Origin of the sequence: Variovorax sp. OK212 (assembly GCF_900112425.1) — a bacterium.
Taxonomy (GTDB): Bacteria; Pseudomonadota; Gammaproteobacteria; order Burkholderiales; family Burkholderiaceae_C; genus Variovorax.
Genome location: NZ_FOLP01000001.1, coordinates 806,570 through 821,429, shown reverse-complemented (window position 1 = coordinate 821,429; position 14,860 = coordinate 806,570). Strand labels below are relative to the sequence as shown.

Here is a 14,860-nt window from a genome sequence, read left to right as displayed (position 1 = left end):
CGGGGGAAATCCAGAATGCCACAGGGCGGGTGGGAGCGGGTTTGGGGTTTCCGAAGAGGGGCTTCAGGCAAACCCGCTCGCGTGGTTGCCCTGTGAACTTTCCACGGTCTGCCGTGTTGGTTGCGGGATTCGGCGGCCGTTTGACCATCGTTTTCAATGATGCCGCGGCATGCGCTTCAGACTTTTGGACAGCGTCCATCACATCTCCAGCGCATGCCTCACCCCCTTGCCACTTCCGTCACGGCCCTCTCCTGGCCATGGGACAGTCCACCGCCCTCGCTGACCGCCTCGCTCGCATCCCGGCTGTCCGAGCAATTCGGCACAGGCCCTGCATATCTGTTGATCAACCCCGACCACGGCGATCCTCCCGGCGTCGAGCTCGACGAGAGCGCCGGCGCTGCCTTCGGGGACGGTGTTCGGCACGGGCGGTCTGGCAACGGCCGGTCCACACCCTTCATTCCAGCGAATACCGCCGCTTCACCGAGGTGAATTTTCCTTATCTCGTGCAATTGAACGAGGGAAACGATCCCTGGCTGACCACGAGCATCGAATGGGCCGTGCAGGAGCATCTCAACGCCTGTGCCATCGGCACCGGTGTCTACCGTATCGGAGGCTGGGTCCGGCCTCATGGCGAACGCAGTGGCCATGCGCTGGCGCGGCAGCTTGCTCTTCTGATGCATTTCCGCGGCAGCGATGGTTCACCCGGGTTGGCCCGCCTGCAAGACCGGCGTGTGCTGCACCTGCTGCATCAGCGCGCCGGCATCGACTGGAGCTTCGGCCTGAAGGGCGTCGAACGCTGGTGCTACCTCGACCACAACCTCGTCCTCCAGACCCTGCAGGGCGCGCCGGGTACCCCAGACTTTCAGGCGCTGCCAACCGCGGCGGTGCACTCGGGGTTGCTCGACCGGAGCATGGCCGTCAATCTTGCCGTCGCCCGCTGGCTTCGCAGTGCATTTCCCTTGCCCGAGAACGCCCTGGCGCTCGTGCTCGACAAGGTGCGGATCGCCGGGCAGCGCGGCGTGCGCCATGCGCAAGACCAGGGCGCCTATGCCGCCGAGGCCTTGATCGACCCGGCCTTCGAGCACTGGCCGGACCTGGACCGCCTCATCAAGACCGTTGCGCGCTTCCACCAGCGCCTGAGCGACGGCATGGACCTCCACAGGCCCGAGTGGGCAGGCAAGCCTCCGGATCACTGGCGCCGACCCGAAGAAAGACCCGCATGAGCGACCTGCCCTGCAACATTTGCGACCACAAGATCGGCCTCTCGATCCTGTTGGTGCGCGCTACCGCCATCGCCAGCGACGCAGCGTTCGCTCCCGCCGAGGCGGCCGGGCTGCTGACTCACGAGGCGAGCGTCAAGGCGTTGAAGCTGCCCCCGCTGCAAGCGAGCCGCCACGCCCTGCGCATGCTGCGCCGTGGAGGCTTCGTCTACGCCTGGTACACCCGAAAACCGCGGCAACTGGCCAAGGCGTGGCAGGCCTTCCGCGTGCATGAGAGCGGCGCGCTGATCCCCGAATCGGAAATCAGTTGGGCCGACAAGGCATCCAGCTTCGCCTGCGGCAAGAATGACTCGCACCCGGACGACCTGCGCACCTTGTGCATCCAGTTGCCGGAGGACAACCCGGAGAGTGCCGGCCCCGTATGGATCGGCTTCAGCATGAACTGGTGGAACGATGCGATGCGCCGGCGTGTGCAAGCGAATGCGGCGGCGGCCGGCATGGTGAAGATCGATCCGTTGGCGCTCTTGGGAGGTGTTCCCAACGCCTTCAAGGCCGATGCCATGTCCATCCGGCAGCACGTCGCCGATTTCGCGTTGCGCTCGTTCGACCACGGCGGCACCAAGACCGGCATCAACGTCACCTCGGGTGGTACCGAGCCTGCCACGCCCTTCTACAACGGCGACCACGACAAGACCTATGGACAGGCTGGCAGCCTGGCGGGCGTCATGCGAAGGCAGGCCGCGGGACACCCCCTGACCGCGGGCAGGGAGTTCGTGCTCGCCATTCCCGACCCCGTGGGCCTGGCGGCGGACCTCAACGGCATTCGCGTGGCGAAGAACCGGGCCAACCAGCAGGAGTGGAATGGAAACGACGAATGGGTGCGATCCGAAGCCTGCCACACCACCCTGGAAGGCTTGCGCAAATCGATCGTCGTCGCGGGCATGCACCAGTCGCGCGAGTGGGGCAGCCGCGCCTCGCAGAAGCAGTGGAACAGCGTCGAAGGCCGGGGCGTGCCCTACGAATGGAAGCCCGACGCCGACGGCGCCTACGCCGCTGACGGCAGCCGGGCCGGGCACATGACACCTGTCGGTCCCGAGGCTGGAGCGATCGGCAGCCGCCTGGAGAACCGGGGCCGGATGCTGGGCGAGCGCAACTGGCGCAAGATCACCGACCAGCTCGACATGGCGCGCTACACGGCCTGGCCTGCCCAGCGCGCCGACGTCGAAAAGCGGCTTGCCGATGCGCTGGCGCCCTACGAGGCCGACTGGATCTGCGCGATCGACGGGGAACCGCTGCGGGGATGCTTCAGGCACCACTTCGACGAAAACGATGCCGGCAAACTCACGGCCCGCGCATCTTCCGGCCTGATCTACGCATCGGAGAGCGATCTGGTCCACTTTCCGCAGCCGCTCGTCCATCGGCACGCCGAGCGTTGGACGGGCTTGATCCTGGACGCCGACATCACCGAGCCGCGTGCCATTGCGCTTCGTGCGATGTTCGGCAACCAGAAGTCGGCGATCGACAAGGTGCAAGCCATCCTCGTCGGCACGGCGGACCGCTCCGAAGGTGACAGCCGTGACAAGACATACGACCTGCTCAAGGGCGTGGTGACCCATGAACTCGGGCAGCGCCTGAACTGGCTGCACCCGCACCTCATGGCGCTCTCGGCGGGCGGACTGGCAGCGAGCGCAGCGGGTGTGCTGCAGCTCCTGGCGCTGGCCTCGGGCAAATCGCCGGCACCGTCATCCGGCAAGCTCAAGAAATACCTTGCACTGCTGTCCAGGCTCACTGCGGCCCAACAACAGCTGGAACTGGTGGTCGAGGCGACCCGGCCCGGCGGCGGCAACAAGGCCGCGCTTTCGGTCGCGCTGCTGATCAAGACCCGGGTGGACGCGAAGACGGCCTTGCACATGCTCAACGGCTATGTGCCCAAGGGACAACCCACCATCGTCGTGGCGCACGGCAACACCGTCGAACTGCAGGTGATCACCGACGTGGAAACCGCGCTCTCGGTACAGGAAGGTCGGACCAGGCCCGAGCAGTTGGCGGGCCAACGCGTGAACGTCGCGCCCACGGGCGGCACAGCGGCGCGCAGCCTCGAAGATCTCCAGCTCCGCATGAGCCGGTTGCGGGTCGACCAGCCCCTCACGCCAGAAGAAGTGGCCGAGGTCATGCGGCGGCAGGCCGTCAAGAAGGAGCTGGGTCTCAACAGCGTCGACGGACGCCTGGCCATGGGTGCGATGCTGGTGCAGTTCCTGGGTCTGTACCAGGGCTTGCCGCAACTGCTGGCTGAACTCAACAAGAGCCAGCGCGATCAGGACAAGATCAACGAGGCCGCGCTCGGCGCGGCCGACAGCCTGGGTGGCTTTCTGGGTGCGAGCGCGGAGCGCCTGGCCGCTGCGCACAAGGCGGCGTTGATCGTGAGGAAGGGAGGCGAACACCTGGTGGAGGTGAGTACGCGGTTGGCGGTGTTGCGGACCGCGGCTGCGCTGACTGGGGTGTTTGGCGGGGCTGTCAACGCGTGCTTGATGCTCAAGAAGGCGGATGGGGCGGAGAAGGAGGGGGATGCGGCAGCGCATAGCAGCTATATCAGCAGCTCGTTTGCGTTCAAGGGGATGGTCGTGACGAGCGGAATTGCAGTTGCTGATGCCGCGACCAAGGGCCATGTCTCGCGCACGATCGCCAAGCACGTTGTCTTGCGCATTGCTGGCGCCGTGGCAACCGAAGCGGCTGTCGCTGGAATGGCCGCTACGGTAGCAAGCGTCGTGTCGGGCGTTGGCATAGCGCTGCTGTTGATCGGCCTGGGCGCGTATGTGTATGCGGTCATCAGTGAGCGCGATTCATATCAGCGATGGGCCGGCCGCTGCTATTTCGGGAAAGACACAGTGAAACGTTTTGAGAAAGCAACAGTGGAAGAGGCCTGGCTCATGGCCATTGAATACGAGGTCGAAACGCAGGAGGACTTGCAGCGCAAGACGAAGCAATACCCTGACGTTGGACGCAGCGATCCAGCCCCAAGCAATCCGATGGGCGACAGCTGGGGTGGAGGCATGCAGTGATCGGGTTCAACATCAATGGCGTCAGCACCGACGATGTCCGACAGGAAGGCCTGATTTCAGGCCTTCTGCAACGTTTCGACAAACACTTGCCAGGCAGTGCGCAAGCGGGCCATCAAGGACGACTCAGTGAGGTTTATCGCGACGCAATCGAACTTAATGGGGGGTCGCTGGCAAGCGCCGGGGGATTTACAACCACGTTTGGCCTGGTCGGCTTCCTAGCCCTGAGCTATTTTTTTCAAAGTACTTTGAGCACCATCATCCATAACGGCGACTATTTTTTACTGTTCGTTTTCTTCGTTACCGCAACCCCGGTCTTTTTTGTTGGCATCTACTTCGAGATGTTCAGTCCCAGCGAACAACCGATCTATTTCGACCGCGCCCGCCGCAAGGTTTGCTACGTGCATCAAGGCCGACGAAAGCGCTTCATCCTTTTCGGCCCTTCCACCGTTGAAGCACGCATGGCCGATTGGTCTTTGGTGGACTGCGAGCTGCACGCCAAACTGGGTGGCAGCACCACCAGCGTGCGACGAACCTGCCACCTGCTTTTTCTGGTTCGGGCAAGCGAGACGGACCCCACCATCGTGGACTGGTTCGTCCTCCCACAGGTTGAGTTCCCCGGGGCCATGTGGGAATACATCCGCGGGTACATGGAAGCGGACATGCCTCCGCTGATTGCCAATGAGGCGCCTCCCATCAAGGGCAAAGGCTTCGACATGATCGAAGCACTCAGGCAGCGCTACAAGGACTACTGGCGCGACTGGAAGGAGTTTCCCTGGACACAGCTGTGGCAGCACCTTGTCTTGCCGCTTTTCGCGGTGTTCCTCATCGTCAATCGCTTCGTGGTCTGGACGGCGCAAACCGTCTCATGGCCAAGAGAGATCACGGAAGCGCTCGGCGCGCCGATGACCCCCGCCGATGTCGAAGCAGACACGACCAACGAACTGCGCGCCCGACCCAAGAGCTCCGAGAGCTAGACGCGAACGGTGGCATGCCGTGCGGCCAACGCCCGCCGCATCGACCGGACCTACTGCCGCGCCGTCCGGATGTTCCCCGGCAGCGCCTGCGGCCAGCTCGTGCGGAACGGGTTGATGTCCAGTCCGCCGCGGCGCGTGTAGCGCGCATACACCGCGAGCTTGGTCGGCTTGCAGCGGTTCCAGATGTCCGTGAACATGCGCTCGGCACACGGCTCGTGGAACTCGTTGTGGTTGCGAAAGCTCACGATGTACGCGAGCAGTCCGGCCTGGTCGATGGGCGGGCCGCTGTAGCGGATCTGCACGCTGCCCCAGTCGGGCTGGCCGGTGACGAGGCAGTTGCTCTTCAACAGGCGGCTGGTGAGGGTTTCGTTGACGTGCACCTGCGCGGTGTCGCTGCTCAGCAGCTCCGGCGCGGGCTGGTAGTGGGTGCACTCGATGTCGAGGCGGTCGAGGTCGAGGCCGTCGAGTTCGTGCACCGGTTCGCGATCGAACATGTCGGGTGCCAGCAGCGTCACGCCGATGCCGCCCGAACGGTCGCTGCCGCGCCATGCGGCTTCGGCCAGGTCGGTGCGCAGGCGCTCGCGCACCTCGTCCCCGGTCGCGAAGGCGCTGTTGTTGAAGCTGTTGAGGTAGAGCTTGAAGCTCTTGCTCTCGATGATGTTGGGCGTCTCGCACGGAATGGTGAAGTGCGCGATGGCCAGCTGCGGCTTGCCGCGCAGGTTGAGCCAGCTCACCTCGAAGGCGGTCCAGAGGTCGGCGCCGAAGAAGGGCAAGGCATCGGGCTTGATGCCCATGGTCTCGCGCTGCGTGGCGCGCGCGATGGGGAACAGCAGCGTGGGGTCGTAGCGGTCGGCGTAGGCCGAGGCGCGGCCGAGTTGCGACTGTTCAGGCGTGTTGGGGTTGGAGTTGGGGTCTGTGCTCATGGCTTGGCTTGTCTGGCATCCGCCGCTTGCGCGAATGGAGCGATGTGTTGGGCGAGGATGGTGCACACCTCGGGCGGCAGGTCGTGGCCCATGCCGGGCACGGCAATGAATTGCGAGCCCGGAATGCGCTTGGCCGTGTCTTCGCCGCAGGCGATGGGCACGAGCGCGTCGGCATCGCCGTGCAGCACCAGGGTGGGCGACTGGATGCGCGGCAGCACCTGGGGCCGCTCGGCGTCGGCGCCGATGGCGAGCATCTGCCGCATCAGGCCGGCCGGATGGTAGGAGCGCCGCATGCTGAAGGTGAGCCGTTCGGCCAGCTCTTCGTCGGTCTGCGGGTAGGCCGGGCTCTGGATGAGCCGCAGCAGCCGGATGCTGTGCGCGACCAGCTCGGCCTCCCCGCGGCCCAGCGGGCGGCGCATGAGCATGCGCGTGACTTCGCGGCGCGGACCGGGCAGGCCGCGCGCGCCGCTGGAGCTCATGACGCTCACGAGGCTGGTGGCGCGCCGGGGCGCGTGGGCGGCCAGGCGCTGGGCGATCATGCCGCCCATGGAGGCGCCGACGATGTGGGCCTTCTCCATGCCCAGCGCGTCGAGCACGCCGAGCGAATCGAGCGTCATGTCCTGCAGCGTGTAGGCCGAGCGCACTTTCAGGCCGAGGCGGTGGCGGATGGTTTCCCACACGACGTTGCCAGTGCCCACGTGGTCGAAGCCCTGGCTCAGGCCGATGTCGCGGTTGTCGTGGCGCACCACGCGAAAGCCCGCATCGACCAGCTGCTGCACGAAGCCGGTGGGCCATGCCACGAGCTGCATGCCCAGGCCCATGATGAGCAGGATGACGGGACGCCCCTCGCCACCGGTGTCGTCGACCTCGATCTGCAGCCCGTTGGCGGTGACTTTCATCGCTTCCTTGTTCGGCGGGATTTGTTCGTCGGGATCTACTTGAACTCGCGCTCGCGCAGCCACTTGGTGGCGACCCACTTCTCGCCCGCCAGCACCGGCGCGCCGCCGTGCAGCGTGCGGGTGACGGGGTCGGGCCGGTCGTAGCTGAAGAACACGCCGGTGCCGCGCACCGGTGCCACCTCCAGGCCCACGTCGGGGAAGGTGGTGGCGCCGCCGCCTTCGGGCTCCTGCAGGTACATCACGAGCGTGGCGACGCGCTGGCCGCCGCGCTTCAGGATGGTGGGCGTGCCGGGCTCGCCGGGGTCGAAGTAGTCGTAGTGCGGGCGGTACTGCGCGCCGGGGGCGTAGCGCAGGATCTGCAGGCCTTCGCCGAATTCGAGCGGCCAGCGCAGCAACATGGCGATGCGCTGCTCGAGGCGCGCGACGATCTCGTTCTCACCGCGCTCGAAGAACATGCCGTCGCTGGTACGGTCGACGTTCAACACCTCGCCGCCGGTGCGGGTCTCGACGGTGAGCGAGCGCGCCAGGCGCACGCGCGCGGCGGCGATCAGGCCTTCGCACTCCTCGCCCGACAGCAGGTTGCCGAACACCACCACGCGCGGATGGCGCATGGTCTGCAGCACCTGCACGCGGCGGTCGCCGGCGTCGAGGTACAGCGGCGCACCGTCGAGGTCGGGGCCCGGCATTTCGGTGCGCACGGACGGCAGCGCCGCTTCCACATTCGGGAAGCCGGCTTCGAGCTGGGCCAGCGCCGTGTCGGCGGCGGCATCGTGCCAGCCGGCCGCGCGCATGGACGCGCGCAACGCTGGCACCGAGTGCCCGGCCGCGAGCTGGGCTACCAGCCACTCGCGCAGTTCCGGACTGATCGGTTGGGACATCAGACTTTCCTCCTGAACACCAGCCTTTCGGCCGTTGACACCTCTGCAACGAAACCATAACCCTCGAGGTCGAACTTTTCCAGTGCCTTGGGGGTGGCCGCCTTGTGCAGCACGGCCCAGCGGGCCAGCAGGCCGCGGGCGCGCTTGGCGAAGAAGCTGACGATCTTGTACTTGTCGCCCTTCCACTCCTCGAACACGCATTCGACCACACGGGCCTTGAGCACCTTCTTGTCGACCGACTTGAAGTACTCCTGCGAGGCCACGTTGACGACCACCGGCGTGCGGTCGGCCGCCAGGCGCTCGTTCAGGTGCTCGGCAATGCGCGAGCCCCAGAAGGCGTACAGGTCCTTGCCATGGCGGTTGGCCAGTGGCGTGCCCATTTCGAGGCGGTAGGGCTGCAGCAGGTCGAGCGGGCGCAGCAGGCCGTACAGCCCGCTGAGGATGCACACGTGCTCCTGGGCCCAGCCCAGCTGCGCCTGGGTGAGCGTGCGGGCGTCGAGGCCGCCGTACACGTCGCCGTCGAAGGCGAAGGCGGCCTGGCGGGCGTTCTTCTCGGTGCTCTTGCTCGACCAGGCCTCGTAGCGGGCCACGTTCAGGGCGGAGAGCTTGTCCGACAGGTGCATGAGCTCGGCGATCTGCTGGGGCGACTTCTCGCGCAGCAGCTTGATGAGCTCGACCGAGGGGCCGCGCGGGGACTCGAAATGGGGTTGGGTGGCGGGGATTTCGGAGGGGACCGGGGTGTCGTAGTCGAGCGACTTTGCAGGGGAGAGCAGGAACAGCATCCCGGAATTATGAGTGGCGCCCGTGACGCGGAGCGGCCCCGGTAAAATCCCCGGCAATCCCACCTTTGTCACCAACGGCACCCGAGGGTGCCGTTTTGCATTCCCCATGAGCGAACCCATCACCCCCCCTGCCCAACCCGGCCTCGACAGCCTGTCGAAATCGTTCGAACCCGCCGCCATCGAGGCGCACTGGGGCCCGGAATGGGAAAAGCGCGGCTATGCCAAGGCCGGCTACCGCGGCACGCAGCAACCCAAGGACGGCGCCGACGCGTTCGCCATCCAGCTGCCGCCCCCCAATGTGACGGGCACGCTGCACATGGGCCATGCGTTCAACCAGACGATCATGGACAGCCTCACGCGCTACCACCGCATGAAGGGCGACAACACCGTGTGGGTGCCGGGCACCGACCACGCGGGCATCGCGACGCAAATCGTGGTGGAGCGCCAGCTGCAGGAACAGAAGGTCAGCCGCCACGACTTGGGCCGCAAGAACTTCGTGGCGCGCGTGTGGGAGTGGAAAGAAAAGTCGGGCAACACCATCACCGAGCAGATGCGCCGCATGGGCGACACGGTGGACTGGAGCCGCGAGTACTTCACGATGGACGACGACCTCTCCAAGGTCGTGACGCACACCTTCGTGAAGCTCTACGAAGAAGGCCTGATCTACCGCGGCAAGCGCCTGGGCAACTGGGACCCGGTGCTCAAGACCTCGGTGAGCGACCTGGAGGTGGAAAGCGAAGAGGAAGACGGCTCGCTCTGGCACATCGCCTACCCGCTGGAAGACGGCAGCGGCACGCTGACCGTGGCCACCACCCGGCCCGAGACCATGCTCGGCGACACGGCCGTCATGGTTCACCCCGAAGACGAGCGCTACAAGCACCTGATCGGCCAGCGCGTGCGCCTGCCGCTGGTCGACAAGCTGATCCCGATCATTGCGGACGACTACGTCGACAAGGAATTCGGCACCGGCGTGGTGAAGGTCACGCCCGCGCATGACTACAACGACTACGCCGTCGGCCAGCGCCACAAGCTCGAGATGATCGGCGTGCTCACGCTGGACGCCACCATCAACGACAACGCGCCCGAGAAGTACCGCGGCATGGACCGCTTCGTGGCGCGCAAGGCCATCGTGGCCGACCTGGAAGCGCTGGGCCTGCTCGTCGAGGTGAAGAAGCACAAGCTGATGGTGCCGCGCTGCGCGCGCTCGGGCGCCATCGTGGAGCCGATGCTCACCGACCAGTGGTACGTGGCCATGACGCGCCCCGGCGCCGACGGCCAGTCGATCGCGCAGAAGGCCATCGACGTGGTGAAGTCGGGCGAGGTGCGCTTCGTGCCCGAGAACTGGGTCAACACCTACAACCACTGGATGGAGAACATCCAGGACTGGACCATCTCGCGCCAGCTGTGGTGGGGCCACCAGATCCCGGCCTGGTACGACGAGGACGGCAAGGTGTACGTGGCCGAGAACGAGGCCGACGCACAGGCCAAGGCACCCGGCAAGAAGCTCACGCGCGACGAGGACGTGCTCGACACCTGGTACTCGTCGGCGCTGGTGCCCTTCTCTTCGCTGGGCTGGCCCGAGAAGACCAAGGACCTGGAGCTGTACCTGCCCTCGACGGTGCTGGTGACGGGCTACGACATCATCTTCTTCTGGGTCGCCCGGATGATCATGATGACCAAGCACTTCCTCGGCACGGTGCCGTTCAAGGACGTCTACATCCACGGCCTGGTGCGCGACGCGCAGGGCAAGAAGATGAGCAAGTCCGAGGGCAACGTGCTCGACCCGGTCGACCTGATCGACGGCATCGCGCTGCCTGAGCTGCTCGACAAGCGCAGCCAGGGCCTGCGCAAGCCCGAGACGGCCCCTGCGGTTCGCAAGAACACGCAGAAGGAGTTCCCGGAGGGCATTCCGGCCTTCGGCGCCGATGCGCTGCGCTTCACTTTTGCCTCGCTGGCCTCGCTGGGCCGCAGCATCAACTTCGACTCGAAGCGCTGCGAGGGTTATCGCAACTTCTGCAACAAGCTGTGGAACGCCACGCGTTTCGTGCTGATGAACTGCGAAGGCCAGGACTGCGGCCTGCTGGAGCACACCAAGGAAGACTGCAAGGTCGGCGGCCCGGCCCACGGCTATCTGAAGTTCAGCCGCGCCGACCACTGGATCGTGTCGCAGCTGCAGCGCGTGGAAGCCGACGTGGCCAAGGGCTTCGAGGAGTACCGCCTGGACAACGTGGCCAACGCGATCTACCAGTTCGCCTGGGACGAGTTCTGCGACTGGTACCTGGAAATTGCCAAGGTGCAGATCCAGACCGGCGACGACTCGCAGAAGCGCGCCACGCGCCGCACCCTCATTCGCGTGCTCGAGACGCTGCTGCGCCTGGCGCACCCGGTGATCCCGTTCATCACGGAAGAGCTGTGGCAGAAGGTGTCGAAGGTTGCGGGCCGTGAAGGCGAGTCGATCATGGTGGCGGCGTATCCGCAGAGCCAGCCCGAGAAGATCGACGAGGCGGCCGAAGCGCATGTGGCGCGGCTCAAGAGCCTGGTGGACGCCTGCCGCACGCTGCGCGGCGAGATGAACGTGTCGCCCGCCATGCGCCTGCCGCTGTATGCGGTGGCCGACGACGCCGAGGGCGCGGCCTTCCTGCGCGAAGCGGCGCCGGTGCTGCAGGCGCTGGCCAAGCTCAAGGAAGTGAAGGTCTTCGACGACGAGGCCTCCTGGCAGGCCGCGGCCGAAGCGGCCCCGGTGGCGGTGGTGGGCGCGACGCGCTTCTGCCTGCACATGGAGATCGACAAGGCGGCCGAAAAGCTGCGTATCGGCAAGGAAATTGCACGCATCGAGGGCGAAGTCGCCAAGGTGCACGGCAAGCTGGGCAACGAGGCCTTCGTGGCCAAGGCCCCGCCAGCCGTGATCGACCAGGAGCGCAAGCGCCTGGCCGACTTCACCGCGACGCTGGAACGCCTGCGCGACCAGCTTGTGCGCCTCGGCTGACAGACGGGCGAAATCACCGGCGTTTAGGATGCTGGTTCGGCAATTGCTTGCGAATTGCTTGCGATTGCCTGCCGTTCCGGCACACTGATTTACATCTTCCAACGAACCTGAGCCGACCTGCCCATGTCCACTCCACCGACACGTATCCGCAAGGCTGTATTTCCCGTTGCGGGCTTTGGCACCCGCTTTCTGCCCGCCACCAAGGCACAGCCCAAGGAAATGCTGCCGGTGGTCGACAAGCCGCTGATCCAGTACGCCGTCGAAGAGGCCTATGCCGCGGGCATCCGCGACATGATCTTCGTGACCGGCCGCAACAAGCGCGCCATCGAGGACCACTACGACACCGCCTACGAGCTCGAAAGCCAGCTCGAGGCCAGCGGCAAGACCGCCCTGCTGAACATCGCGCGCTCGGTCATGCCCGACGACATGACCTGCTCCTACGTGCGCCAGCCGCGCATGCTGGGCCTGGGCCACGCGGTGCTGTGCGCAGAGCACCTGGTGGGCAACGAGCCCTTCGCCGTGCTGCTGGCGGACGACCTGATGGTCGGCCCCGCGGGCGGTGAACCGGTGCTGGCACAGATGACCGCCGCCTTCGCCCGCCTCGGCGGCTCGCTGCTGGCGGTGCAGGAAGTGCCGCTGGAACACGTCAAGCGCTACGGCATCGTGGCCGGCGACACCGTCGAAGAAGGCCTGGTGAAGGTCAGCAAGATGGTCGAAAAGCCGAAGCCCGAAGACGCCCCTTCGCGCCTGGGCGTGGCGGGCCGCTACATCCTCACGCCGGGTGTGTTCAACGAGATCCGCAACCAGCCCAAGGGCGCGGGCGGCGAGATCCAGCTGACCGACGGCATCGCGGCGCTGATGAAGAAGGAATCGGTCTACGCCTATTCGTACAAGGGCATCCGCTACGACTGCGGCAGCAAGGAAGGCTTCCTGCAGGCGTCCGTGGAACTGGCGCTGGCGCACCCCGAAGTGGGCGCGGAATTCCGCGAGTACCTCAAGAGCCTGAAGCTGTAGTTTCTTCCTGCAGCGCTTCCTTGTTGAAGTGCTTCAAAGCAAAGGGCCGCAACAGCGGCCCTTTTTTCGTGTTCAGCGGCGCTTCAACACGTGGATGAAATCGCTGCCCACCGTCTCCTGCGCCACCAGCTCATTGCCGGTCTGGCGTGCAAAGGCCTGGAAGTCGCGGATCGAGCCGGGGTCGGTCGACACCACCTTCAGCAACTGGCCGCTCGCCATCTCGTTGAGCGACTTCTTCGCCTTGAGGATGGGCAGCGGGCAGTTCAGCCCGCGCGTGTCGAGCTCGCGGTCGACTTCAACTTGCATTGCCTGGCTCCGGCGGCAGGTTCAGGCCGCGGCGGCGCTCTTCGTTCTCGGCCGCGGTGAAAAACACCGGCTCATGGCCGCGCGTGCGCAGCCAGTCGGCCAATGCGTAGCCGGTGCCGGCGGGCCAGCACTTGAGGTCCGGCAGGTCGTAGAGGCGGTAGTCGACCAGCTCGGGCGAGAGCTTCACCTCGCCGTCGGCCACCACGTGGTACGCGATGATGATCTGGTTCATGCGCTGGAAGTCGTAGGCGCCGACCAGCTTGGCCGCGCTCACGTCGAGGTTGGTTTCCTCCTTCACCTCGCGCGCGATGCCCTCCTCGGGCGTCTCGCCGGCCTCCATGAAGCCCGTGATCAGCGCGAACATCTTGCCCGGCCAGGCCGCGTTGCGCGCCAGCAGCACCTGGCCGCGGTACTCGACGATGGCCGCGAGCACGGGCGTGGGGTTGTTCCAGTGCGTGTGGCCGCAGTTGGGGCAGCGCAGGCGCTCCTTGGGACCGCCGTCTTCCATCAAGGCGATCCACTCGAGCGGCGTGGCACAGACCTGGCAGAACTTGGGATGGGGCATGGGAGTCTCTTTTCTTCTTGTGATCGCCGCCGCGGCGCCCGGGGCGGGGGCCGCGTCAGCTTGGTTGGAGTGCGCTCAGCCGGGCTCAGCCGGGCTCAGGCGGGGAACACGCCGGTCGACAGGTACCGGTCGCCGCGGTCGCAGACCACGAACACGATGGTGGCGTTCTCGACCGTCTTCGACACCTCGAGCGCCGCCCACAACGCGCCGGCCGCGGAGATGCCGCCGAAGATGCCTTCCTCGCGCGCCAGGCGCCGGCACATTTCCTCGGCGTCGTCCTGGCTCACGCTGATTTCCTGGTCCACGCGGCTCGGGTCGAAGATCTTCGGCATGTACTCGGCCGGCCACTTGCGGATGCCCGGAATGCGCGAGCCTTCGGCCGGCTGCGCGCCGATGATGCGCACGGCGGGGTTCTTCTCCTTCAGGAAACGCGACACGCCGGTGATGGTGCCGGTGGTGCCCATGGCGCTCACGAAGTGCGTGATCTTGCCCTTGGTGTCGGCCCAGATCTCGGGGCCGGTGGTCTCATAGTGGATGCGCGGGTTGTCGGGGTTGGCGAACTGGTCGAGCACGCGGCCCTTGCCCTGCGTGACCATCTGCTCGGCCAGGTCACGCGCGTACTCCATGCCGCCGCTCTTGGGTGTGAGCACGAGCTCGGCGCCGAAGGCCTTCATGGTCTGGGCGCGCTCCACGGAGAGGTCCTCCGGCATGATCAGCACCATGCGGTAGCCCTTGATGGCCGCGGCCATGGCCAGCGCAATGCCCGTGTTGCCGGAGGTGGCTTCGATCAGGGTGTCGCCGGGCTTGATCTCTCCGCGCTCTTCGGCGCGCTTGATCATCGAGAGAGCCGGCCGGTCTTTCACCGAACCGGCGGGGTTGTTGCCTTCGAGCTTGCCGAGAATCACATTGCCGCGCTTGGCGTTTTCTGCCGCGTTGATGCGTTGCAGGGCGACCAGGGGGGTCTTGCCGATGGCGTCTTCGATCGTCGGATAATTCATGCCAGCCACTGTGCCATAATTTTGGGCTTGCTTCAGAACCCTGCCCGGGTGGTGAAATTGGTAGACGCAGGGGACTCAAAATCCCCCACCGAAAGGTGTGCCGGTTCGATTCCGGCCCCGGGCACCACATTTGGCTCCTCAGCCCCAAGGCTTCGCGCACTTCGTGCCGCTGAGCTACCCCCTACCGGGGGCAACGCCAGCGGCCCGGCGGATCCGGCTCCGCACTGCTGCTGGAAGGGCCCCTTCCCTCCCCCCA

At 66.0% G+C, this 14,860-nt stretch carries 12 protein-coding genes and 1 tRNA gene; 6 read left to right on the top strand and 7 right to left on the bottom strand.

The window, feature by feature from the left end:
• Positions 1-485 precede the first annotated feature (485 nt).
• The 3 genes from BM004_RS40570 to BM004_RS03655 are packed head-to-tail and all read left to right on the top strand — an operon-like array spanning position 486 to position 5,253.
• A complete protein-coding gene (locus BM004_RS40570) occupies positions 486-1,223 on the top strand; it encodes a DUF4123 domain-containing protein (protein ID WP_177206339.1) in 738 nt (245 codons plus the stop codon).
• On the top strand, positions 1,220-4,279 hold the full coding sequence (locus BM004_RS03660; protein ID WP_093211321.1) for a T6SS effector BTH_I2691 family protein: 3,060 nt from the start codon (positions 1,220-1,222) through the stop codon (positions 4,277-4,279). Before BM004_RS40570 ends, BM004_RS03660 begins: the two co-directional genes overlap by 4 nt.
• Positions 4,276-5,253, top strand: a complete 978-nt coding sequence (locus tag BM004_RS03655) for a DUF6708 domain-containing protein (RefSeq protein WP_143072401.1) — start codon at positions 4,276-4,278, stop codon at positions 5,251-5,253. The genes BM004_RS03660 and BM004_RS03655 overlap by 4 nt, the downstream gene beginning before the upstream one ends.
• A 50-nt stretch (positions 5,254-5,303) precedes the next feature.
• Here BM004_RS03655 and queF read toward each other — a convergent pair whose 3' ends face one another.
• From queF to yaaA, 4 genes are read right to left on the bottom strand one after another with little or no spacing between them, the layout of a single operon-like run.
• Positions 5,304-6,176 carry an NADPH-dependent 7-cyano-7-deazaguanine reductase QueF gene (queF, locus tag BM004_RS03650; protein ID WP_093211317.1) on the bottom strand — a complete coding sequence of 291 codons (873 nt, stop codon included), beginning with the start codon at positions 6,174-6,176 and terminating at the stop codon, positions 5,304-5,306.
• A complete protein-coding gene (locus BM004_RS03645; RefSeq protein ID WP_093211315.1) occupies positions 6,173-7,075 on the bottom strand; it encodes an alpha/beta hydrolase in 903 nt (300 codons plus the stop codon). The genes queF and BM004_RS03645 overlap by 4 nt, the downstream gene beginning before the upstream one ends.
• Positions 7,076-7,110: 35 nt before the next feature.
• Positions 7,111-7,953 (bottom strand): 2OG-Fe(II) oxygenase, encoded by an 843-nt coding sequence (locus BM004_RS03640; RefSeq protein WP_093123749.1) that lies wholly within the window; start codon positions 7,951-7,953, stop codon positions 7,111-7,113.
• Positions 7,953-8,735 (bottom strand): peroxide stress protein YaaA, encoded by a 783-nt coding sequence (yaaA, locus tag BM004_RS03635; protein ID WP_093123746.1) that lies wholly within the window; start codon positions 8,733-8,735, stop codon positions 7,953-7,955. The genes BM004_RS03640 and yaaA overlap by 1 nt, the downstream gene beginning before the upstream one ends.
• Positions 8,736-8,841: 106 nt before the next feature.
• Between yaaA and BM004_RS03630 the strand changes: the two genes are divergently transcribed.
• Both BM004_RS03630 and galU read left to right on the top strand, forming a co-directional pair.
• Entirely contained in the window at positions 8,842-11,721 is a 2,880-nt protein-coding gene (locus tag BM004_RS03630) for a valine--tRNA ligase (protein WP_093211313.1), read from the top strand.
• A 123-nt stretch (positions 11,722-11,844) separates the two neighbouring features.
• On the top strand, positions 11,845-12,735 hold the full coding sequence (gene galU, locus BM004_RS03625) for a UTP--glucose-1-phosphate uridylyltransferase GalU (RefSeq protein WP_093123741.1): 891 nt from the start codon (positions 11,845-11,847) through the stop codon (positions 12,733-12,735).
• Positions 12,736-12,807: 72 nt separating this feature from the next.
• Here the strand turns inward: galU and BM004_RS03620 are convergent, their stop codons facing one another.
• From BM004_RS03620 to cysM, 3 genes are all read right to left on the bottom strand, one after another.
• Positions 12,808-13,041, bottom strand: coding sequence for a sulfurtransferase TusA family protein (locus tag BM004_RS03620; protein ID WP_093123739.1), 234 nt, complete (start codon positions 13,039-13,041; stop codon positions 12,808-12,810).
• On the bottom strand, positions 13,031-13,606 hold the full coding sequence (locus tag BM004_RS03615; RefSeq protein WP_093123736.1) for an NUDIX domain-containing protein: 576 nt from the start codon (positions 13,604-13,606) through the stop codon (positions 13,031-13,033). Before BM004_RS03615 ends, BM004_RS03620 begins: the two co-directional genes overlap by 11 nt.
• Before the next feature lie 95 nt (positions 13,607-13,701).
• Positions 13,702-14,604 carry a cysteine synthase CysM gene (cysM, locus tag BM004_RS03610; RefSeq protein WP_093123734.1) on the bottom strand — a complete coding sequence of 301 codons (903 nt, stop codon included), beginning with the start codon at positions 14,602-14,604 and terminating at the stop codon, positions 13,702-13,704.
• A 42-nt stretch (positions 14,605-14,646) separates the two neighbouring features.
• Between cysM and BM004_RS03605 the strand changes: the two genes are divergently transcribed.
• A tRNA-Leu gene (locus BM004_RS03605) sits at positions 14,647-14,731 on the top strand.
• Positions 14,732-14,860 lie beyond the last annotated feature (129 nt).

Bases quoted from the DNA above. Each gene is read 5' to 3' on its own strand.
- BM004_RS03630 (WP_093211313.1), top strand. From the start codon at position 8,842: ATGAGCGAACCCATCACCCCCCCTGCCCAACCCGGCCTCGACAGCCTG.
- yaaA (WP_093123746.1), bottom strand. From the start codon at position 8,735: ATGCTGTTCCTGCTCTCCCCTGCAAAGTCGCTCGACTACGACACCCCG.
- queF (WP_093211317.1), bottom strand. From the start codon at position 6,176: ATGAGCACAGACCCCAACTCCAACCCCAACACGCCTGAACAGTCGCAA.
- cysM (WP_093123734.1), bottom strand. From the start codon at position 14,604: ATGAATTATCCGACGATCGAAGACGCCATCGGCAAGACCCCCCTGGTC.
- galU (WP_093123741.1), top strand. From the start codon at position 11,845: ATGTCCACTCCACCGACACGTATCCGCAAGGCTGTATTTCCCGTTGCG.
- BM004_RS03615 (WP_093123736.1), bottom strand. From the start codon at position 13,606: ATGCCCCATCCCAAGTTCTGCCAGGTCTGTGCCACGCCGCTCGAGTGG.
- BM004_RS03620 (WP_093123739.1), bottom strand. From the start codon at position 13,041: ATGCAAGTTGAAGTCGACCGCGAGCTCGACACGCGCGGGCTGAACTGC.
- BM004_RS03660 (WP_093211321.1), top strand. From the start codon at position 1,220: ATGAGCGACCTGCCCTGCAACATTTGCGACCACAAGATCGGCCTCTCG.
- BM004_RS03640 (WP_093123749.1), bottom strand. From the start codon at position 7,953: ATGTCCCAACCGATCAGTCCGGAACTGCGCGAGTGGCTGGTAGCCCAG.
- BM004_RS03645 (WP_093211315.1), bottom strand. From the start codon at position 7,075: ATGAAAGTCACCGCCAACGGGCTGCAGATCGAGGTCGACGACACCGGT.